Below are 20,922 nucleotides of genomic sequence, written 5' to 3' on the forward strand. Positions count from 1 at the left end.
CGTTCGATGCGAACGCTCACGTCGTCGGCCCACTCGGTGGCGCTTTTCGGCACGCTCGGCGGGGTGTTGTGGCACGCTCGGCGCGTCGGTCAGTGATCGGCGCGGTTGTGCAGGGGGCGTGGGTCGATGCCGGCTGCGGTCCAGGCATCGTGGGCCCAGGGCGTGTAGAGCCACTTCTGCGGCAGTCGGTTCACGAGAGGGTTGATCGCGCGCATGAACGCGGCGAAGCGCTGGAACCGACGCTCCTGGCGCGGTGACCATTCCAGGCGGCACACCGTGCGCATCTGCTGCGGCAGCGTCCCGATGACGATGGTGCGCAGGGCCGCGTTCAGCGGCACCGACACCACGCGCCAGACCGGCGCCGGCACACGACGCGGTCGTGGAAGCCCCTGTCGCAGATAGCCGGTCGCATAGACGATCGTCTTGTGCGGGACGAACCGTTCGAGCATGCGATCCCAGTAGGCGCAGAACTCGTCGTAGGTCTGCGGTTGGTCACGCGCACTGATGCCGTAGAGCGCGTACCAGGTCTTGCTCTCCTCGAAGATCCGGCACTTCTCGGCGTACGACAGCCGACGGATGAAGGTGTCGGTCACGTAGAGCACCTGGTCGACGAATGTTGCGTGCGCCCAGTAGAACAACTCGGGGTTGAGCGCGTGGTAGCGCGACCCGTCGCTGATGGTGCCCTTGATGTCGCGGTGGAAGTCGCGCACCGTCGCACCCCAGTGTTGCGCGTCGGCCGCGTAGACCGTCCGCATGATGGGCGGTCCGGTGCGTCGCGCGCGGCCGAGGAAGTCGTCGAAGATCACCGAGTGGTCGGCGACACCCTGGCCGAGTTGCTCGATGCAGTTCTCGGTGCCCGCGAGACGCTGGAAACCCAGCAGTCCGCGCATGTCGCCGTAGAACTTCCAGATCAGGGTGTCGGGACCGAGTCGTGCCGCGGTGATCGGCTTCGCGCCCCGATCGGCGAGCACCGGCTCCGCCTCACGGATCCGTGCGTCGAAGTCGCCAGGGGCTGAGATCACGCCGTCGCTCATGAGACGAATACTAACATTCGTCTCACCGTCGGTCGCGTCGTCGCATCCGACGACGGGTGCGACCACGACTGCGCACCGCACATGGCAGCGTGAACGGTGTGTACATCCCACCGGTCACCGACATCCTCGACACCGCGGTCGTCGTCGCCCTCCCGATGCGACAGCGGTTCCGAGGCATCACCGTGCGGGAGGCCCTGATCTTCGAGGGCCCCGGCGGCTGGGGTGAGTTCGGCGCATTCGTCGAATACGACGACGCCGAGGCGGCATGGTGGCTCGCCGCCGGCATCGAGGCCGCCCACCAGGGTCCGCCCGCCGCGATCCGCGACGAAGTCGCCATCAACGCGACCGTGCCGGCGGTCGCGGCCGATGAGGTGGCGGCCATCCTGGCGCGCCACCCCGGAGCGACGACGGCCAAGGTGAAGGTGGCCGAACCCGGCGACACGCTCGACGACGAGGTGGCGCGGATCGAGGCGGTGCGCGCCCTGGTGCCCAATGTCCGGGTCGATGCGAACGGGAAATGGTCGGTGTCGCAGGCCATCACCGCGATCCGTGCCCTCGGCGAACTCGAGTACGTCGAGCAACCCTGTGTGTCGATCGAGGAACTGGCGGCGGTGCGCGCCGCGGTCTCGACACGCATCGCCGCCGACGAGAGCATCCGCCGCGCGGAGGACCCGCTGCGGGTGGTGCGTGCCGGCGCGGCCGACGTCGCGGTCCTCAAGGTGGGACCCCTCGGAGGGATGCGACGCGTGTTGAGTCTGGCCGAACAGATCAGGGCGGTCCGGGCCGACTTCGACGTCGTGATCTCCAGCGCCCTCGACACCGCCGTCGGGATCTCGGCGGGAATCGCGACCGCGGCCGCCCTCCCGTCCGCCCCGCCCGCATGCGGTCTCGGTACGGGGAGTCTGTTCGAGGTCGACGTCGCACCGACGCCGCCGTCGGTGCGGGGCGCACTCGCGCCCCGCACCGTCATCCCCGACGGGCACGCCCCGGCGGCGACGGCGGCGCGTCGCGACTGGTGGATCGACCGGTTGCGCAGGGTGCACGCACTGCTCGCCGACGGCCATCCGGCCGCACGCTCGTGATGTGACCCAGTAGACAATTCCTGAGCCCAAAGATACAGTTGCTGGCATCTGTTCCAATGGAGGTGCACAGCGATGACAACGGTTGACTCGGACATCCCGGCCGGTAGCGAACTGAAGAAGGTGCCGTTCTCGACCCAGAGCGGCATCGGGACGGTGCTCGGTATGCGCCGCGACCCGTTCGGTTTCCACGAGAAGCGCGTCGCCGAGTTCGGTGAGGTCTCCGGCATGAGCGCGTTCGGTCGCAAGTGGGTCGTCGCTTCGGGTCCCGAGGCGGCCGAAGAGGTGCTGATGAACAAGAAGCGCACCTTCGCCAACGCGCCGGCGTGGTCGTACCTCATCGGTCCGTTCTTCAACCGCGGCGTGATGCTGATGGACTTCGAGGAGCACCGCAGCCACCGGCTGATCCTGCAGCAGGGCTTCAGCCCCGTCGCCATCCGCCAGTACATGGACCTCATGCAGCCGATGATCGCCAAGCGGATGCAGGACTTCCCGACCGGGAAGATACTGCTGTTCAAGGAGTTCAAGGCCCTCACCCTCGACGTCGCGCTCGAGGTGTTCCTCGGACTCGAACTGCCCAAGGCCGAGGCCGACCGCATCAACAGCGCGTTCCTCGACACCGTGCAGGCCGGTGTCGCCGTGATCCGCAAGCCGGTCCCCGGGACGCGGTGGTGGAAGGGGATCCGGTCGCGCAAGATCCTCGAGGAGTTCTTCTACTCCCACATCCCCGCGAAGCGGGCCACCGCCACCCCCGATCTGTTCTCGGTGCTGTGTCACGCGGAGAGCGACGAGGGTGCGACGTTCTCCGACGAGGACATCGTCAACCACATGATCTTCATCCTCATGGCCGCACACGACACCTCGACCATCTCGATGACCCAGATGTGCTACCGCATGGCGAAATCGCCGCAGTGGCAACAGAAGGCGCACGAGCAGTCGATGACGCTGGACTCCGAACTCACCTACGACGACCTCGGTTCGCTGACCGTGCTCGACTCGGTGTTCAAGGAGTCGCTGCGCATGTGCACCCCGGTGCCCGCGCATCCGCGGATGGCCGTGGCCGACACCGAGATCCAGGGCTACTTCGTGCCCGAGGGGTCGATGGTGACCGTGCCGTCACTGTTCAATCACTACGACGAGCGCATCTACACCGATCCGTGGACCTTCGATCCGGAACGCTTCGGCCCGGATCGCGCGGAGGACAAGAAGTTCCGGATGGGCTGGAGTCCCTTCGGCGGTGGCGTGCACAAGTGCATCGGCCTCTACTTCGGGCAGATGGAGATCAAGACGATCATGCATCAGCTGGTCCGCAACTTCGAGTGGTCGGTCCCCGCCGACTACGAGATGCCGATGGACTACAGCTCGCTGCCGATCCCGAAGGACCGGCTCCCCGTCACCCTGCGCCGCCGGTGAGCTCGGACGTCTCGGCGTCGGGGCGCAAGACCCGCAACACCGACAGCCCCGGTGACCAGGAGGACGCGATCCTCTCCGCCGCGGCCGCGGAGTTCACCGACACCGGGGTGCGGCGCGCGTCGGTCGACGAGATCGCCAGACGCGCCGGGGTCAGCCGCAGCACGCTGTACCGGCGGTTCCCGAACAAGGAGTCGCTGCTGCTCGCGGTGGCCACGCGTCTCTATCAGGACGGCATGCGCGCACTCGAGCTGTCGATCACCGGGTTGTCCCCGAAAGAGGCCATCGCCGAGGCGTTCTCGGTCGGCGCGCAGCTGATTCAGAAGGATCCGCTGATGCATCGGCTCGTGATCGAGGACGCCGACATGAAGGGCATCACGTCGTCGTCGGTGACGTCGATGTTCATCGACGCGGTCACCGACCGCACCGTGCGCGCACTGCGCAGTGTCGGTGCGACACGGCCCGATCCCGACCTGCGCGACGCGGTCGAGATCGTGGTGCGACTGGTGATCTCGCAACTCGAGGTCCCGGCCTCGGACCCGATGAAGCAGGAGCCCGAGTGGGTCCGCGACTTCGCGGCCCGGCACCTCGCGCCCATGATCTGGTAGCCGACCGGCTCCCCGCCGCACGTCCACACGGGCCCGCAAGCCCACACCACGACCGCATCAAGGCGTGACGCATCGTCGCGCACCGAACAAGGAGTCACCCATGGCACGAAGGAACAAGAAGACGACCGACGTCCGCGGTCTTGTCATCGCCATCACCGGCGCCGCCCGCGGCATCGGGTTCGAGACGGCGACCCGGCTGCGCGATCTCGGCGCGACCGTCGTCATCGGCGACATCGACGACGAGGCGGTCGGCAAGGCCGCGGCCGATCTGGGCCACGACGGATTCTCGCTCGACGTCACCGACCCCGAGTCGTTCGCCGCGTTCCTCGACTCCGCCGAGGCCGCGGCGGGACCCATCGACGTCCTCATCAACAACGCGGGCATCATGCCGACCGGTCCGCTGCTCAGCTACGACCTCAACGTCGTCAAGCGGAACTTCGACATCGACCTCCTCGGCGTCGTCATCGGTACCCAGGAGGCGGCCAAGCGGATGATCGCGCGCGGAGGGGGCCAGATCATCAACATCGGCTCGGTGGCCGGCCGACTGCCCGTCCCGGGGCTCACCATCTACAACGCCGCGAAGGCGGGCGTCATCGTGTTCTCCGAGGCGTGCGACAACGAGCTGTCGCCGCAGGGCGTGCGCGTGAAGACCGTCAACCCGACGTTCACCCGCACCGCACTCATCTCCGGGATCACCACGAACCGTTTCGTGCAGACCGTCGGACCCGAGCAGGTCGCCGAGCAGGTCGTCAACAGCATCGAGGGCACCAAGACCCACCTGACCGTCCCGCGGTCGATGGCGTGGGTGCACGCGAACGCGGTGATGCCGCCGGCGATGAAGCGGTCGTCGAGCAAGCTCACCGGCATGGACCGCATGTTCCTCAGCTACGACGACGTCGAGCGCGCCGAGTACCTCAAGCGGGTCAACGGCGTCCCCGCCGCACCCGGCAAGCCCTGACCCCACTGTCGCCGGCCCCCACGGTCCCGCGCAGCGATGAGGCCCCCTCCCGCCAGACATCGGGAGGGGGCCTCATCGCTGTGTTCGGCGTCAGCGCCGATCGGTCACCACTGATCGAGGGTGGTGTACCCGTCCTGGATGGCGCGGGCGAACAGGTTGGCCTTCGACCGGGCCGGACGGCCCACCGCGGTGTACTTCGCGCGGATGCGCGTGAGGTGGGTGTTGACCGTCGAGGCGGTGATGTAGAGACGCTCGGCGGCCTCGGCCTTCGAGTCGGCGGCCAGCCAGCCGAGGAGCACCTCGACCTCCCGACGGGAGAGCGCGGGCCGGTCGTCGGCGACGACGCGCAGGGCGACGGTGCGACGGGGCTCGCGAGCGTCGTCTGTGGAATCCGAGTCGTCGAAGTAGTGGGCGACGGACATGGGTACGATCCTCCCGAATGGTTCAGCCGCACACATGTGCGATGCAACGATGATCGTTCGCGGTCGTTGGAGGCGCCAGCCGGACGGTCGTTTCTGGCAAAGTCCATACGGAAGTCCGGACGTGTCCTGCGCGAACGCTGCACGTCAGGGGAGGGTGGCCGGTGAGACCAGACGACGTCCATACACGCGAGGAGCTCGGTCGAGCCCTGTCGGAGATCCGGTCGGCGGCGGGTCTGTCGATCCGGGAGACGGCCGCGCGGGCGGGTGGTCTCACCCCGACCGTCGGCGGTTGGTTCTCCGGTCAACACGCCCCGACGGCGCAGAACGAGCCGACCCTGCGCAAGGTGCTGGCCGCATGCGGAGTCGAGAGTCCCGAGGACCAGGCACCGTGGATCGCCGCCGCCGAACGCGCCCGCCGGCCCGGCGGTCGGCGCACGGCGACGACCCCCACCCCGTACCGCGGGTTCTCCGCGTTCGGCGTGGAGGACCACGAATGGTTCTTCGGCCGCGACGACATCACCGACCTCCTGATCGGGACCGTCCTCGAGCAGGCCGACCACCCGACGGCGACGATGCCGGGCGCCGACCGGATGCCGCTCGTGACCCTCATCGGGCCGTCCGGCGCCGGCAAGTCGTCGGTGCTGCGTGCGGGACTGCTCGCCCAGATGGAGAACGAGAGCGGTTTCGAGGCCTGGCGGCACACCCTGATGACCCCCGGCGGCGACCCGATCGGTTCCCTCGAGGCCGCGCTCGCCGAGCTGCCGTCGGGCGACGGCCCGGTCCTGCTCGCCATCGACCAGGCCGAGGAGGTGTGGACGCTCTCCCACGCCGCCGATCGCCGCGACCGGTTCGAGGCGCGCCTGATCGAGTTCAGCACGCACTGCGAGGTCCTCGTGGTGGTCGCCACCGTGCGTGCCGACTTCTACGGCGTGCTGGCATCCCTGCCCCGGTTCACGCGACCGCTGCAGAACGCACACATCCTGGTGCCCGCCCTCGACGAGCGGCAGGTGCGCGAGGTCATCCTCGAGCCCGCGCGGGTGGCCGGGCTCCAGGTCGCCGACGATCTCGTCGACCTCCTGCTCGGCGACCTCCGTCCCGGTGCGGCCGGGATCGGAGCGGGGTCGTTGCCGCTGCTGTCGCACGCGCTGCTGTCGACCTGGGCGCGATCGGACAAACGCACCCTCACCGTCGGTGACTATCTCGCCACCGGGCGGATCAGCGGGGCGGTGGAGCAGACCGCCGAGCGGGTGTACGCCGAACTCGACTACGCCGAGAAGGGTGTGGCGCGCCGACAACTGCTCGCGATGGCCCACGTCGACGACGAGTCGGCCTCACGACGGCGGGCACCGCTCGCCGAACTCGGGTTCCCCCCGAACATCGATCTGGCCGAGACGAGTCGCGACGTCCGACAGCGTCGCGCGGCAGGCGTCCTCGACCGGTTCGCCGCCGCCCGACTGGTGACCGTCGGCGACACCTACGCCGAGGTGACCCACGAGGCGTTGCTGTCGGCATGGCCGCGACTGCGCCAGTGGATCTCCGAGGACCGCGAGAACCTGCTCGAACACCGCCGACTGCAGGCGGTGTTGGCGGTGTGGTCCGACGCCGACGAGGCCCCCGAACTCCTGCCTTTCGGAGGTCGGCTCGACCTGTTCAACGAGTTCGCGCAGTCGCCGGAGAACGGCGCCCGGATCAGCCCCGACGAGCAACGGTTCCTCGATCTCGCCAACGCCCGCAGCGTCCGCCTGCAGTCGGTCGATCGCCGCCGGCTGCGACAACTCCGCACCTTCGCCGGTGCCGCGACGGTGTTCGCGGTCGTCGCGCTGCTGGCCGCCGTGCTCGCCGTCGTCGCCCGCACCGACGCCGTGGATCAGAAGGAGACCGCCGAGACGCTGCGACGCGACGCGTTGTCGGCCCGCCTCGCGGTGCAGTCCGATCAACAGCGCCTGATCGACCCGGCGCTGTCGATGCAGCTCGCGATGGTCGCCTACCGCATCTCGCCGACGGTGGAGGCCCGTTCGGCCCTGATGGACAACACCGCCACCCCGGTTCCGGTGCGGTACTTCACCGCCGAGGGGCCGGGCAAGGTGACGCTGTCACCCGGCGGCACGATGCTCGCGGCGGTCGGATCGGATGATCGCGTGCGGCTGTACTCCACCGGTACGCGCGGGATCGAACGGCAGGTCGCGACCTTCGGTGCCGGAGGCACGGATCAGCCTCTGTTCGGAGCGGCCTTCGACGCCGACTCCCGCCACCTGTTCGTCGGCGGGGCGGGGCCACTCACCGAATGGGACGTGTCGGATCCAACCGCGCCGCGGCCGACCCCGGGTGTGCCGACGGTCACCGGCGTCATCCGCGACATCGCCGTCAACCGAACCGGAGACCTGCTGGCCGTGGCCGTAGACGGTGCGGGCGTGAAGATGTTCCGCCGCAGCGTCCCGTCGCCACCCTCGACGTCCGTCGCGTCGATCGCCGGGCCCCGCTGGCAGCCCGTGGCCATGCCGCCCGACGTGGCCGGCGACGGGACCTTCGTCCGCTTCTCCCCGGACGGCCGGATGCTGGCCGCCGCGAGTGGGAAGAACCGTGTCGACGTGTATTCGACCACCACGCCGGTGGTCACCACCCTGGCGTCGATCCCGCTGCAGGGCGCCTCCGACGTCACCGCGCGTGACGGCGCGTTCTCGCCCACAGGCGAGCTCGCGGTGGCGATCAACAGCCGCGACATCCGCACCTACTCGATGGCCGATCCGACCCGACCCACGCTCACCCGCGATTTCGCCGCATTCGAGAGCTTCGTCAACGGGGTGGACTACAGCGCCGACGGCCGCTACCTGCTGGGTGCGAGTGCCGACAACACCACACGGGTCTTCGACCTGACCGGCGGGTCCGACACCGCTGTCCTTCGCAGCGGCGGCGTCGTCTCGTCTGCGGTGTTCGTCGGCGATCATGTCGTGAGCGCATCGGAGGACGGAACCCTCAAGGTGTGGCCGCCGCAGCGGCCGTCGGTGCAGGCCGGTATCGCCAACCCGTTCCAGCAGTTCGCCTTCGACGCGCAGGGCACACAGTTCATCACCGCCAATGCCGACGATCGGGGATCGCTGGCTCAATGGTCGTTGGCTCCCGGGGCCCGAGTCGCCCGTCGGGGACCGGTGTTGTCTCCTCCGCCGGGTCAGAAGTTCGGATCGCTCGGGCTCAGTGACGACGGCCGCACCGCCGCGGTCGGGTCGTTCGACGGCCGGATGTACCTCGGGGACTACACCGATCCGGCACGACCCCGCCTCGCCGGGCCGCCGGTCGATCCGCTCGTCGGACCGGCGGAGACAGTGGACGTGAGCGTCCGGTCGAATGTGGCCGTCGTCGGCGGCGTCATGTCGAACTCGCTCGCCATCATCGACATCTCAGATCGGGCGCAACCGCGCAGGGTCGGTGGCGCCGACGTCGGTGACGGCATCGGCTGGGCCGCACTGACCGCCGACGGCAAGCGGGTCGTCGTCACCACGGTGCAGGGCTACGTGCTGCTCATCGATCTGCAGGTCCCGTCCCGCCCGCAGATCCTGTTCCGCCAGAAGGTGTTCAACGCGCTGGCGCTGGTCGCACGCTTCAGCCCGGACGAGCGACGGATCGTGGTCGCGTCGGCGAGCAAGGAGGCCAAGGTGATCGACATCGGTGACGCGCGTGCCCCGAGGGTCGTGAGCACGCTGACCGGTCCGAGCAGCACCATCTACGGCACCACCTTCTCGCGTGACGGCAACCGGGTGGCCGCGGGCGGAGCCGACGGCAAGGTGTGGATCTGGGATGTTCGAACGGCTGGACGCCCGCGTATCATCGCGCAGCTGCAGGCGTATCCGGGCCGCATCTACGACGTGATGTTCGGTCCCGACGATCGCTCGGTGGTGGCGATCGGCGCGCGCGGTCTTCTACAGACCTGGCAGGTCGATCCGGAGTCCATCGTCGCCCAGACGTGCGCGTCGAAAACCGCGCCCATCAGTCGAGCCGAGTGGTCGCGATTCCTCCCGAACGAGACCTACCGGCCGACCTGTACGTGACAGTCCGCCTCAGCCGGGCAGCACGATCGTGGGAACCTTTGCACCGCTGAGGATCCGGGTCGCCGTCGAGCCGAGGAAGACCCGTTTGACCCCGCTGCGAGGGGTGGTCCCCAACGCGAGGACCTCCCCGGCGGGCCAGCCCACAGAGTCGAGCGCGGCCGCATAGTCGACTCCGGTGCCGACGACGGTCTCGGTGTCGGGTCCGACGACGCCGGAGGACACCAGTCGCGTCAACGCCACCCGAGCCTGTTCGGTCCACGCCGTGAGCACGCCGCGTTCGGCGCCGAAACCGACTTCGGGCGGGTACATGTCGGCCGGCGCGACCCCGAAACTGGCCACCCGCAGGCGAACCCCGGCGTCGGTCGCGATCTCCGCGGCGCGCGCGACGGCCTGGTCTCCCTCGGCGGTCGCCGAGTACGCGCACGTGATGCCGGTGATCGACGGGCGATCGGTCGACACCTCGTACCCGGGCGGGGCGAGCGCGAGCGGGATCTCGCTGGAGTGCACCATCCGTCCCGTCGTGGAGCCGAGGGTGATGTGACCGTCGGTCTGGCGTCGGGTGCCCATCACGAGGATCGTCGCGCCGAGTCGGCGGGTGGCGGTGGTGAGCGCCGCGCTGACCGACCGTTCGGCGACGCGGTGCACCGTGACCGTGGTCGGCACCGGGTGTCGGTCCAGGGCGGCGCGTGCCGACGATTCGGCGTCGTCGCCGAGACGTTGTGCGTAGGCGGCGAACTCGGCGTCCACCTTCGCCATCGACGGCACCGACCAGGGCCGGGGGAGGGCGATCACTATGGCGAGGTCGCGATCCAGCGAGCGGCACAGCTCGGTCGCGAGCGCGAGACCGGCCTCGCCGCCGACCCCGGGCCGGTATCCGACGACGACCGTCACGGCGCAGCCTTCAGAGGGTCGGGATCGCCGGTGTTCAGTGCCGAGTGGTGGCGTCCCCACAGCAGGTAGAACGCGAGGACCGCCGACACCCACAGTCCGAAGAACACGAAGGTGTACCAGTGCAATCCGTAGAGGATGTAGCCGCAGGCGGCGATCGCCAGCACCGGGGTGACGGGGTAGAGGGGTACCCGGAACGGGCGCTCGAGGTCGGGTTCGCGGCGCCGCAGGATGATGACGCCGAGACTCACCACGATGAACGCGACGAGCGTTCCGATGGACACCATGTCGGCGAGGTAGTCCAACGGGATGAAGCCGGCGAGGATCGCCACGACGACGGCGACGACGATCGTGTTGTTGACCGGGGTCAGCGTCCGCGGGTTCACCCTGGTGAAGAACTTCGGGAGCATGCCGTCGCGGCCCATCGCGAACAGGATGCGGGTCTGGCCGTAGAGCGTCACCAGGGTGACCGAGAAGATCGAGATCACCGCGCCCGCCGACAACACCAGCGACGGCCAGGTCTGACCGGTCACGTTGTTGAGGATCTGGGCGAGACCGGCGTCCTGCTGTGCGGCGAAGTCGCTCGACGGCTGGGCCGCGACCGCGGCCAGCGACACCAGTACGTACACGAGCACGACGGTGATCAGCGCGGCGATCAGGGCCCGCGGCATCGTCCGCTGCGGATCCTTCACCTCTTCGCCGGCGGTCGAGATGGTGTCGAGGCCGATGAACGAGAAGAAGATGGTGCCCGCGGCGAGGGTCACCCCGTGCGCACCGTCGGCGAAGAACGGCGTCAGGTTGTCGTCGTTGAACGCGGTGAAGGCGATGACCGCGAACATCGTGAGGACGCCGATCTTGATGAACACCATGATCGCGTTGGCACGGGCCGATTCGCTGGCCCCTCGGATCAGCAGGATCGCGCACATCCCGACGAGGATCATCGCAGGCAGGTTGATCGCACCGGGATCGTCGTCGAACGGTGCGGCGGTCAGCGCATGCGGGATCTGCGGCAGGTGGAGGTCACCGAGGAGCTCGTTCAGATAGCCACTCCAGCCGACCGACACCGCCGCCGTCGACACCCCGTACTCGAGCAGCAGGCACCCGGCGACGGCCATCCCGGCGAACTCGCCGAGTGTCGCGTAGGCGTAGGAGTAGGTCGAGCCCGAGACCGGTACCGACGACGCCATCTCGGCGTAGCAGAGGGCGGCGAGCCCGGCGGCGATGCCCGCGAAGATGAACGAGATGATGACCGACGGCCCGGCCTCGGGTACCGCCTCGGCCATCACGAAGAAGATGCCGGTGCCGATGGTGGAGCCGATGCCGAAGCTCGCCAGCTGGACGGTGGTGATGTTCCGCTTCAGCCCGGTGTCGGCCTCGGCCTTCCATCCGGTGGGGATCGGTTTGCGGCGCAGTAGCGTCGCGCGCGTGAGGGGTGCGGGGCGGGGTGATCGTGTGGCCACTGCGACTCCTCCGACGAACGTGCGAGAACTCATCAAAGCATCGCGCGGGCGTACGCGCGCTGTGGATGGGCCGGTCGGGGCGCCCTGCGCCGCTACTGTTGACGCGGGGTCGGCACAGTGGGTGGGCGTGGAGGTGATCGTGGCGCGCTCGGCTCGTTCTGCCCGCCGTGAGGCGCGACGCGAACTCTCGGCGGCGCGACGTGACCTCGACCGCCTGCTCGGGACCCGCGACCCACGCGACCGCACCCCCCGATGGTTTCTCGCGGCGGCCGGCGTCGTGACTGCACTCGTGATCGCCACGGTCGTCGTCCTGGTGCTCCGTGGGACACAGACCCGGTTCAGCGACACCGACTTCACCTCCGTCGCACAGTCCACGGTGTCGGCGTTGCTGCTGCCCGACGCCCGGGACCCCGACCGCGCACGCGAGATCCTCGACGCCTCGACCGGGTCGTTCCGCGACGAGTTCGCCCAGTCGACCGGCGCGTACCGCACCCTGGTGACCCGTCTCGGCACGGTCGCGACCGGCAGCGTCGACGGCGTCGCCGTGGCCGGCCGTGACGCCGACGTCGCCGAGGTCCTCGTCACCGCCGTGGTTCTCACCCGCTCGGGGACAGGTGAATCGGGGACGCGCGAATCGGGGGCCGGCGTTTCGAAGAACGAGCCGAACCGCTTCCGTCTGATGGTGCGCATCGAGCCCGATGCCGGCGACCTGAAGTTGTCGCGTGTGGAGTTTCTGCCGTGAGGAAGATGCGGAACCATCTGGCGGCCCCCGGCGTGGTGATCGCGGCCGGCGCGGTGGCGGTGTGGCTCGGTGCGCTGGTCGGCTGGGCGTCGTGGTGGGTGTCGTCGGTGGTGACCGTCGTCGTGGTCGTGGCACTCGTCGGCAGCAGGGGGCCGCGATCGCGACGACGTCGGAACGTCCTCGCGGCAACGACTCTCGTGCTGGTGGTGACCCTCGGCGCGGTGATCGGTGTCAGCGCGACCCAGCTGATCGACCGGCGGGCGATCGATCACACCGCGGACATCGTGGCGCGTGACGCCGGGCCGCTGGTGTGTCGCATCGTCGACCGCGGGACCGCCGCCGCCCGCGCCGCGGCACTCGAGGCCGCCACCGCAGATCTGGCCGACCGACTGCGCTCGGGCGCCGGTGCCCTGGAGGGGTCGCAGACGTCCGGCGCCGACGTCGCCGCCGGGTGCGTGCCGGTCGAGACCGGCGTCACCACCGTGTCGGCGGGTGCCGCCGAGGTGGTCGTCGCGGTGAACGTCACCGAACGACAGGGGAGCGACAGCGCCACGGTGGGAAGGGTTCTCACCGCCCGACTACGTCGGGTGGACGATCGCTGGCGGGTCGCGACTCTGGAGGTGTTGCGGTGACCGCACCGGAATCGGCCCGGATCGCCGCCGCCCGCGAACGCGTGGAACGGGCCGCGGCCGACGTGGAGGCCACACGTAGCGAGGAGGAGTCGACGCGGGCCGGCGGCACCGGACACCGCAAGCGTCGGGTCATGTCCATCGTCGCGAGGGTCGCGGTCGTGGCGACACTGGTCGGGATCGCCGCCGGGATCGTCCTCACCGTGGTCTCGGTCCGCGCCGACGACGAACGCGAGCGGGCCGAGTCGGTGCTCACCGCGACGCGTACCGCGGTGGCCACCGTGCTCACCGCCGATCCCGGTGACCCCGAGGGGTATCTCGCATCGGTGCGCCGGGTGAGCAGCGGCGAGTTCCGTCGTCGGATCGACGGGTCGGCCACCGAGATCGCCGCGGCGGTTGCGGCGCAACGACTGCCGGGTACCGGTCAGGTCGTCGCGGCCGGCGTCGTCGGCGCACCATCGGGGTCGCATCCCGGTGTCGATCTCCTGGTCGTCGCCGAGGCCACCAATCCCGCACTGCTCGGCGGATCGGCAGCCGACGGCCGACTCGTGCTCGACGTCCGCATGATCCACGGCGACCGTGGGTGGACCATCGACCGGGCACGACTGCGATGACCGCTGCGACACCGGTGGCGACATCGACCATCGCCGCGCGGGGCGTGATCGCCGTCGCCGCGATCGCGGGGATCGGCGCGGCACTCATCGTCCTCGGTGCGCCGACCTGGATGTGGCCGCCCGCGGTCGCGGTGGCGCTCGGGGTGGCCGCACATCTGTGGACCGGCGTCGCGGGCCGGCGCCCGGTCGACCGGCGCGACGCGGTGGTCGCGGGCGTGGCCGTGGTGGCCGTCGCCGCCACCCTCGCGGGCGCATCGTTGCGCACCACGCACAGCGACGCCGGCCCCGACCCGACCCTGCTGGACACGACGCGGTCGACGATGACCGCCCTGTTCGACTTCACCCCGGCCGATTTCGCCGCCGACCCCGCCGCGCGCCGCGCCGGCCGGATCGTCCCGATGCTGACCGGACGGCTGCGCGACGACTACCGCAGCCAGGGGCCGAACGTGGCCCTGGCCTCGGCCGTCGAGACCGGCGCATCGTCCTCGCTCACGGTGACCGGCGTGGGTGTCGCGCCGACCGCCGGTGGCGGTGGGCCGGATCGGCGGCTGCTGGTGTTCGCCACCCAGACGATCGACATCCCCACGGCCACGCCGGCGCGCGCCACGGTGCCGATCGCGCGGTGGGTCGTGATGCGTAGAGTCGACGACAGCTGGCGCATGGCCGACCTGTACCCCGTGGGGGTCGACGGATGAGTGGTGCGCACGCGCTCGACTCGAGGAGATGTGCATGAGCGGTGGAGTGGTCGTTGTCGGCGCGGGACTCGCGGGTGCGCGGCTCGCGGAATACCTTCGGCAGGCGGGGTTCTCCGACGCCATCACGCTGATCGGGCGCGAAGAGCACATCCCCTACGACCGACCGCCGCTGTCGAAGGCCGTCCTTCGCGGCGACCGTGATCTCGTGGAACTCAAACCCGCGCAGTGGTACACCGACAACCACGTCACGCTCACCCTCGGTGTCGAGGTGACCGACGTCGACCCTGTTGCCCGCACGGTGTCGGTCGGGGACGGCGTCACCGTCGACTACGACTCCCTGGTGCTCGCAACGGGTCTCGATCCGCGCATGTTGCCGGGGACCGCGGATCTGAAGGGTGTGCATGTGCTGCGCACCTACGACGACGCGGTCGCCCTGCGCGCCGAGGCGACCGACGGGGCGCGCGTCGTCGTCGTCGGGGCCGGTTTCATCGGGTGCGAGGTCGCCGCGAGCCTGTCGACCGCCGGTGCCTCGGTGACCATCGTCGAACCCGCGGAGACGGCACTGAACGCGGCGTTGGGGCCGGTGATCGGCAAGCGGGTCGAGAAGCTGCACACCGACCGCGGTGTCACCGTCCGCACCGGCGTCGGTGTCGACGAGATCGTCGCCGAGTCCGGTGTCGTGACCGCGGTCGCCCTCGACGACGGCACCCGGATCGAGACCGACATCGTCGTCCTCGGGATCGGGTCGACACCGATGACGGGGCTCGCCGAGTCGATCGGCCTCGATCTCGCCGATCGCACCCACGGTGGTGGGATCGCCTGCGACGCAAAGGGGGCGACATCGATCGACGGGATCCACGCGTTGGGTGACGTCGCCATCTGGTCCGATGAGTCGGGTGTGTTCGGTCACCGTGTCGAGCACTGGAATCATGTGGTCGAGCAGGCGAAGGTGCTCGCCGACTCCCTCGCCGGGAACGAGTCGGCCTCGAAGGCCCCGGTGGTGCACTACTTCTGGACCGATCAGTTCGATCTGAAGATCCAGTGCCTCGGTACACCCGCCGCCGACGACGAGGTGCACATGGTCGACTCCGACGGCGACAAGTTCCTCGCCTACTTCAGTCGCGACGGCGTGCTGACCGGTGTCGTGGGCGCGGGCCGCGCGGGCGCGGTCATGAAGATGCGCGCCACCGTCGCCGCCCAGACCCCGATCGCCGATCTCCTGTCCTAGGCCCGGATCGTGGACGCCGATCGGGTGGACGCGACCGCGGTGAAGGCCGCGGTCGACGCCCTCGCCGATCCCGATCGTGCTGCCGGCTCACTCCGGTTCTTCAAGTCCGGTCCCGGCCAGTACGACGAGGGCGACCGTTTCGTCGGGGTGTCGGTCCCGCAGTTGCGGACGTTGGTGGCCACGTTCGCCGGCCTCGACGAGGCCGGTGTCACCGACCTGCTCGACAGCCCCGTGCACGAACACCGCCTCATCGGTCTGTTCCTGCTCCGCGACGCGTTCGAACGCAGCGACACCGAATCGGTGCGGTCGGCGTGGGTGGAGGTCTACCTCGACGCGGTGATGGGCGGCCGGGTGAACAACTGGGACCTCGTGGACAGCTCGGCCGACCCGATCCTCGGCGAGTGGCTCGTCGACCGCCCTCGGGACCTGCTGACGCGGCTCGCCTCCGACGACGACCTGTGGCGCAGACGGGTCGGTGTGGTCGCCACGTTCGCGATGATCAAGCGCGGCGACGCCTCGGCGCTGTACGAGATCGCCCCGCTCGTCGTCGCCGACCGCCGTGACCTCATCCAGAAGGCGTTCGCATGGATGCTGCGTGAGGCCGGGAAACGCTGCGACCGAGACGAACTCGTGCGGTATCTCGAAGCTCACGCCGCGGCCATGGGTCGCACGGCGCTGTCGTACGCGACCGCGCACCTCGATGCCGAGCATTGAGCCGCGCTGCGGGCCCTGAGGTAGTCGTCCGGCGGTGGTTGCCCGGCGTGCCCGCCGGCGTGGGTCGCGTCGGATAGCATCCGAGCCGACGGCAGTCGGAGGGGGAGATCATGCGGGGTGGACTGGTGCGTGTGACCGGGCGGGCGACGTCGATCGCTGCGCTCGTGGTCACCGCGACGGTGACGGTGGCCGGCGGCGGGACGGCGGTGGCCGACGCAGCCCCGGTTCCGAGCTACCGGGTGACGGTCGGCGCAGACGGCGCGATGACATCGACCCTGACCGGCGCGACCTTCACCCGGACGGGCGACGGTCTCGTCGTCACCGACGACCGCGGCCGCACGATCGACCTTGTGCCCGCGGCGATCCCCCTCGGCGGGGCCGATGTCCCGCTGCGCACCTCGGTCGCCGCGAACGCCCGCAGTGCCACCATCGCGCCGGATCTGACAGCGACGGTGGCCGCCGCGATCAAGCGTGGTGCACATCCGGTCTCGGCGAGGAAGGATCGGGCCTACTACGCGATGCTGTTCCACGTCGCGAACGGGCTGAACCGTGCGGGCACCGTCTCGGCCGCCGCCGGTGCCGGCGTGGGCACGGTCGTGGGTGCCGCGGTGGGGCTCGTCGTCGGCTGCTCGATCTTCGGTGTGTGTCTGCTCGCGATACCGGCGGCTGCCGCCGGTGCCGCCATCGGCGCGACCGTGGCCGGTGCGATCGGCACGCAGTACGGCGACCCGAAGGCCGCGCAGTCCGTGCTGACCTGGCTCACCACCCGCTGACGGCGGGCCGGCTCGGGATTCGCGCCGGCGGGGCGGCTCAGAATTCGCGCCGGCGGGTCGGCTCAGAACTCGATCGTGAGGTGGTCGGAGGTGGGTCGGGCCTGGCATCCGAGGATGTAGCCGTCGTCGATGTCCTCCTGGTCGAGGGCGCCCACATTGGCCATCTCGACGGTGCCGTCGACGACGGTGCATGCGCACGAGCCACATTCGCCTTCGCGGCATGAGTACGGCACGTCGAGTCCGGCGGCCATCATGATGTCGACCAGGGTCTGGCTGCGAGGCCAGGAGAGTTCGTGGACGGTGCCGTCGAGTTCCACCGACACCGATGCGGCGTCGGCGGATTCCTCGGCGCTGACGACCGCGGTGTCGGGGTCGTCGAACGGATCGCCGGACAGTGACGTGAACACCTCGGCGTGGACCTGTTTGTGGCCGAATCCGGCGTCGGCGAGTGCGGTGTGCACGGCGTCCATGAAGGGGCCGGGCCCGCACATGTAGGCATGATGGGCGGCATACGGCCGCAGCAGTGCGGTCAGCGCGGCCACGCCGGGCAGGCCCTGCACGGTCTCGAGCCAGTGGATGACCGTGAACCGTTCCGGGTGCGCGGTGTGCAGGTCGCGGATCTCCTCAGCGAAGATGACGTCGTCCTGGCTCCGGTTGGCGTAGAAGAGCACCACCGGTCCCGATCCGTTCGCGAGGGCGGCCTTGAGGATCGACATGATCGGCGTGATGCCGCTACCTGCGGCCAACAGCAGCAGAGGGGCGTCGAGGTCGGCAGGGGTGAACACGCCCGACGGCGGCAGGACCTCCACCTCGTCGCCGGGTGAGGCGTTGTCGCACAGCCAGTTCGACCCGTATCCGTCGGCCGTGCGCTTGACGGTCACCTTCGGTTTCGGGTCGGTCGACGGCGAGGAGGCCAACGAGTAGCAGCGCGCCACCGAACCGGTCTGCTCGCTCGGGATGCGCAGCGTGAGGAATTGTCCGGGCTTGTAGCCGAAGCGGTCGGCGTGTTCGGCCGGGACGTCGAAGACCAGTGACCGGGCGTCGGCGGTCTCCTCGATCACCTCGGCGATCGTGAGGACGACGCTCCGAGTGCTGTGGGGCGTGATCGCCGTCATCGGCCACCTCTCTCGCAAAATGAGAACACGTTCTAGTTTTGAGGATACCCACCGCGCGGAGTCCCCCGCCACATGTGGTGCGCGGGCCCGGTCGACTACAGCGCCCGCAGACCCCGATCGAGAATACGGCTGCCGTCGGTCAGCAGGGTTGCGAGGTCGGCCGCGGGGTCGCCCAGCCACTGCTCGTAGGCGGCGAGCGCGACACCGAGCATGAGCCACCCGGCGGTCTGCGGGAGGTGGTCTTCCCGCGACGCCCCGGTGCGGCGCGCGACGAACTCGGCGATCACGTCGCGCCAGCCGGTGTACATCAGCATCGAATGTGCCTGCAGGGCCGGTACTTCGAGGAGGAGTCGCATGCGACGCCGATGGCCGTCGAGGTGGCCGGCGTCGATGCGGTTGAAGTCGACCAGCGCTGTCTGCAGGGCCGCCGCGACCGAGAGGTCGTCGCCGAGAGCGTCGAGATGGGTGCGCATCGCGTCGAGGTGGACGTCGAAGTCGCCCCACGGGATGGCGTTCTTCGACGGGTAGTAGCGGAACAGGGTGCGACGGGCGATCCCTGCCGCCTCGGCGACGTCCTCGACGCTGGTCTCGTCGAACCCCTGTCGGGTGAACAGATCGATCGCGATCTCGCTGATGACGGCCCGCGTCGTACTGGGGCGGCGCCCGACCTGCGACGACATGGTCACGGCACCCTCCCCGACGACGAGCGGCCAAGCGAGTGTTCGCTCGGGGCTAGCTTTTCTGCACTCGGTGTCATTATAGTCCGACGTGACCCACATCACCATCGAGAGGACATCATGAGCGAGAACACCACCGCCCCGACCGCCGACGTCACCGCCCCGGTCGCCGATGATTCCGAGCTGGTGACCGAGAGCCTCGTCGAAGAGGTCTCGATCGACGGCATGTGCGGCGTCTACTGACATGACGGCTGCTGTGGCGGCCGAGTTCGATCCGGCCACCCGCTGGACGTTGAACCCCAGTGTGGCGCTGCGGCCGGAGCCGTTCGGGGCGTTGCTGTACCACTTCGGGACGCGCAAGCTGTCGTTCCTCAAGAACCTCACGGTCGTCGACCTGGTGCGTTCCCTCGCCGACCACCCGAGTGCGGAGTCCGCCCTGGCCGCGTCGGGTGTCGCCGACGCCGACCGCCCCCTGTACCTGCGGGCACTCACCTCCCTCGCGGCGTCGCAGACGATCGTGCCCGCCGACCATCCTCAGGAGTCCGCATGACCGCCACCCTCGATCGCCCCGCAGCCTCCGGTCGCCGGGAACGCAGTGAGCGGGACCAATCATCAGAGCCGGTCGGTCGTTTGGTCGATCAGTTCGAGAAGGGCCTCGACGCCCCGATCTGCCTGACGTGGGAGCTCACCTACGCCTGCAACCTGGCGTGCGTGCACTGCCTGTCGTCGTCGGGCAAGCGTGATCCACGCGAACTCGACACCGCACAGTGCAAGGCGATCATCGACGAGTTGCAACGGATGCAGGTGTTCTACGTCAACATCGGCGGCGGTGAGCCGACGGTGCGTCCGGACTTCTGGGAGCTCGTCGACTACGCCACCAGCCGCCAGGTGGGGGTGAAGTTCTCCACCAACGGTCTACGGATCGACAAGGCCGTCGCCGCCCGCCTGGCGGCGTCGGACTACGTCGACGTACAGATCTCGCTCGACGGTGCGACCGCGGAGGTCAACGACGCCGTACGCGGTCCGGGATCGTTCGACATGGCGATCCGTGCGCTGGAGAACCTCGCCGAGGCGGGGTTCGCCGACGCGAAGATCTCGGTGGTCGTCACCCGGCACAACGTGTCGCAGCTCGACGAGTTCAAGGACCTGGCCGACCGCTTCGGCGCGACGCTGCGTATCACCCGGCTGCGCCCCTCGGGGCGTGGCGCGGATGTGTGGGATGACCTGCACCCGTTGCCGTCCCAGCAGCGCGAGCTCTACGACTGGCTCGTCGCCCGCGGTGACGGGGTGCTGACCGGCGACTCGTTCTTCCATCTCGCCGCCTTCGCCGAACCCGGGTCGGGCGGCCTGCCCGGCCTCAATCTGTGTGGTGCGGGCCGCGTGGTCTGCCTGATCGATCCCATCGGCGACGTCTACGCCTGCCCGTTCGCGATCCACGAGAACTTCCTGGCCGGGAACATCCTGTCCGACGGCGGATTCCAGACCGTGTGGCAGCAGTCCGACCTCTTCCTCGAACTCCGTGAGCCGCAGAACGCCGGTGCCTGCACCAAGTGTGCGCATTTCGATGCCTGCCGCGGTGGGTGCATGGCCGCGAAGTTCTTCACCGGCCTTCCGCTCGCCGGCCCGGACCCCGAATGCGTGCAGGGCTTCGGCGAGACGCTCCTCGCCGGCGAGCGCACCGTGCCGACAGCGAACAAGGATCACTCCCGCGGGGTACCTCTGACGCTGATGACTCGACGGCCCGCTCACTCCGTTCCCGGCGCCGGGAAGACGCGTCCGCCGTCCCGCGACTGCGACGAGAACCCGCTCGCCGGTTTCGCGCCCGCCTGACCC

General features: G+C 69.6%; 21 protein-coding genes. 15 read left to right on the forward strand and 6 right to left on the reverse strand.

Features of this window, described 5'->3' with window-relative positions; all coding sequences use genetic code 11:
* Positions 1-89: 89 nt before the first annotated feature.
* Positions 90-1,034, reverse strand: a complete 945-nt coding sequence (locus ACLBW1_RS13510; RefSeq protein ID WP_447812357.1) for an oxygenase MpaB family protein — start codon at positions 1,032-1,034, stop codon at positions 90-92.
* A 104-nt stretch (positions 1,035-1,138) separates the two neighbouring features.
* Here ACLBW1_RS13510 and ACLBW1_RS13515 point away from each other — a divergent pair, with 104 nt between their 5' ends.
* The 4 genes from ACLBW1_RS13515 (at position 1,139) to ACLBW1_RS13530 (ending at position 5,089) form a co-directional block, all read left to right on the forward strand.
* Positions 1,139-2,116 (forward strand): o-succinylbenzoate synthase, encoded by a 978-nt coding sequence (locus tag ACLBW1_RS13515; protein WP_447812964.1) that lies wholly within the window; start codon positions 1,139-1,141, stop codon positions 2,114-2,116.
* 72 nt (positions 2,117-2,188) lie between these two features.
* Positions 2,189-3,526 (forward strand): cytochrome P450, encoded by a 1,338-nt coding sequence (locus ACLBW1_RS13520; RefSeq protein WP_447812358.1) that lies wholly within the window; start codon positions 2,189-2,191, stop codon positions 3,524-3,526.
* Positions 3,523-4,131, forward strand: a complete 609-nt coding sequence (locus ACLBW1_RS13525; RefSeq protein WP_447812359.1) for a TetR/AcrR family transcriptional regulator — start codon at positions 3,523-3,525, stop codon at positions 4,129-4,131. Before ACLBW1_RS13520 ends, ACLBW1_RS13525 begins: the two co-directional genes overlap by 4 nt.
* Before the next feature lie 100 nt (positions 4,132-4,231).
* On the forward strand, positions 4,232-5,089 hold the full coding sequence (locus tag ACLBW1_RS13530) for an SDR family oxidoreductase (RefSeq protein WP_447812360.1): 858 nt from the start codon (positions 4,232-4,234) through the stop codon (positions 5,087-5,089).
* Positions 5,090-5,193: 104 nt separating this feature from the next.
* On the opposite strand, the gene ACLBW1_RS13535 is transcribed toward ACLBW1_RS13530, so the two are convergent.
* Positions 5,194-5,511: a LuxR C-terminal-related transcriptional regulator gene (locus ACLBW1_RS13535; protein ID WP_447812361.1), complete on the reverse strand. Its 318-nt coding sequence runs from the start codon at positions 5,509-5,511 to the stop codon at positions 5,194-5,196.
* A gap of 161 nt (positions 5,512-5,672) precedes the next feature.
* Between ACLBW1_RS13535 and ACLBW1_RS13540 the strand changes: the two genes are divergently transcribed.
* Positions 5,673-9,554, forward strand: a complete 3,882-nt coding sequence (locus ACLBW1_RS13540; RefSeq protein WP_447812362.1) for an nSTAND1 domain-containing NTPase — start codon at positions 5,673-5,675, stop codon at positions 9,552-9,554.
* A 9-nt stretch (positions 9,555-9,563) separates the two neighbouring features.
* Here the strand turns inward: ACLBW1_RS13540 and ACLBW1_RS13545 are convergent, their stop codons facing one another.
* Positions 9,564-10,445, reverse strand: a complete 882-nt coding sequence (locus ACLBW1_RS13545) for a universal stress protein (RefSeq protein ID WP_447812363.1) — start codon at positions 10,443-10,445, stop codon at positions 9,564-9,566.
* Positions 10,442-11,902 carry an amino acid permease gene (locus tag ACLBW1_RS13550; protein ID WP_447812364.1) on the reverse strand — a complete coding sequence of 487 codons (1,461 nt, stop codon included), beginning with the start codon at positions 11,900-11,902 and terminating at the stop codon, positions 10,442-10,444. Before ACLBW1_RS13550 ends, ACLBW1_RS13545 begins: the two co-directional genes overlap by 4 nt.
* A 127-nt stretch (positions 11,903-12,029) precedes the next feature.
* On the opposite strand from ACLBW1_RS13550, the gene ACLBW1_RS13555 reads away from it, so the two are divergent.
* From ACLBW1_RS13555 to ACLBW1_RS13585, 7 genes are all read left to right on the forward strand, one after another.
* On the forward strand, positions 12,030-12,644 hold the full coding sequence (locus tag ACLBW1_RS13555) for a hypothetical protein (RefSeq protein WP_447812365.1): 615 nt from the start codon (positions 12,030-12,032) through the stop codon (positions 12,642-12,644).
* Between the two features lie 5 nt (positions 12,645-12,649).
* Complete coding sequence (locus tag ACLBW1_RS13560; RefSeq protein ID WP_447812366.1) at positions 12,650-13,276, forward strand: hypothetical protein; 627 nt, start codon at positions 12,650-12,652, stop codon at positions 13,274-13,276.
* Positions 13,273-13,887: a hypothetical protein gene (locus ACLBW1_RS13565; RefSeq protein ID WP_447812367.1), complete on the forward strand. Its 615-nt coding sequence runs from the start codon at positions 13,273-13,275 to the stop codon at positions 13,885-13,887. Before ACLBW1_RS13560 ends, ACLBW1_RS13565 begins: the two co-directional genes overlap by 4 nt.
* Positions 13,884-14,582 carry a hypothetical protein gene (locus ACLBW1_RS13570; RefSeq protein WP_447812368.1) on the forward strand — a complete coding sequence of 233 codons (699 nt, stop codon included), beginning with the start codon at positions 13,884-13,886 and terminating at the stop codon, positions 14,580-14,582. The genes ACLBW1_RS13565 and ACLBW1_RS13570 overlap by 4 nt, the downstream gene beginning before the upstream one ends.
* 34 nt (positions 14,583-14,616) lie before the next feature.
* Positions 14,617-15,810 carry an NAD(P)/FAD-dependent oxidoreductase gene (locus ACLBW1_RS13575; protein WP_447812369.1) on the forward strand — a complete coding sequence of 398 codons (1,194 nt, stop codon included), beginning with the start codon at positions 14,617-14,619 and terminating at the stop codon, positions 15,808-15,810.
* 39 nt (positions 15,811-15,849) lie between these two features.
* A complete protein-coding gene (locus ACLBW1_RS13580) occupies positions 15,850-16,524 on the forward strand; it encodes a DNA alkylation repair protein (RefSeq protein WP_447812965.1) in 675 nt (224 codons plus the stop codon).
* Positions 16,525-16,649: 125 nt separating this feature from the next.
* The gene (locus ACLBW1_RS13585; RefSeq protein ID WP_447812370.1) at positions 16,650-17,297 is read left to right on the forward strand and encodes a hypothetical protein; all 648 of its coding nucleotides are present in this window, start codon (positions 16,650-16,652) and stop codon (positions 17,295-17,297) included.
* Between the two features lie 62 nt (positions 17,298-17,359).
* Here ACLBW1_RS13585 and ACLBW1_RS13590 read toward each other — a convergent pair whose 3' ends face one another.
* Positions 17,360-18,412, reverse strand: coding sequence for a 2Fe-2S iron-sulfur cluster-binding protein (locus ACLBW1_RS13590; protein WP_447812371.1), 1,053 nt, complete (start codon positions 18,410-18,412; stop codon positions 17,360-17,362).
* Between the two features lie 95 nt (positions 18,413-18,507).
* Positions 18,508-19,092, reverse strand: a complete 585-nt coding sequence (gene mftR / locus ACLBW1_RS13595) for a mycofactocin system transcriptional regulator (protein WP_447812966.1) — start codon at positions 19,090-19,092, stop codon at positions 18,508-18,510.
* Positions 19,093-19,209: 117 nt separating this feature from the next.
* Here mftR and mftA point away from each other — a divergent pair, with 117 nt between their 5' ends.
* The 3 genes from mftA to mftC are packed head-to-tail and all read left to right on the forward strand — an operon-like array spanning position 19,210 to position 20,919.
* A complete protein-coding gene (gene mftA / locus ACLBW1_RS13600; protein ID WP_447812372.1) occupies positions 19,210-19,332 on the forward strand; it encodes a mycofactocin precursor MftA in 123 nt (40 codons plus the stop codon).
* A gap of 1 nt (position 19,333) precedes the next feature.
* Complete coding sequence (mftB, locus tag ACLBW1_RS13605) at positions 19,334-19,639, forward strand: mycofactocin biosynthesis chaperone MftB (RefSeq protein ID WP_447812373.1); 306 nt, start codon at positions 19,334-19,336, stop codon at positions 19,637-19,639.
* Complete coding sequence (gene mftC, locus ACLBW1_RS13610) at positions 19,636-20,919, forward strand: mycofactocin radical SAM maturase (protein ID WP_447812374.1); 1,284 nt, start codon at positions 19,636-19,638, stop codon at positions 20,917-20,919. The genes mftB and mftC overlap by 4 nt, the downstream gene beginning before the upstream one ends.
* The last annotated feature ends 3 nt before the right edge of the window (positions 20,920-20,922 follow it).

It is taken from the genome of Williamsia sp. M5A3_1d, assembly GCF_053345315.1.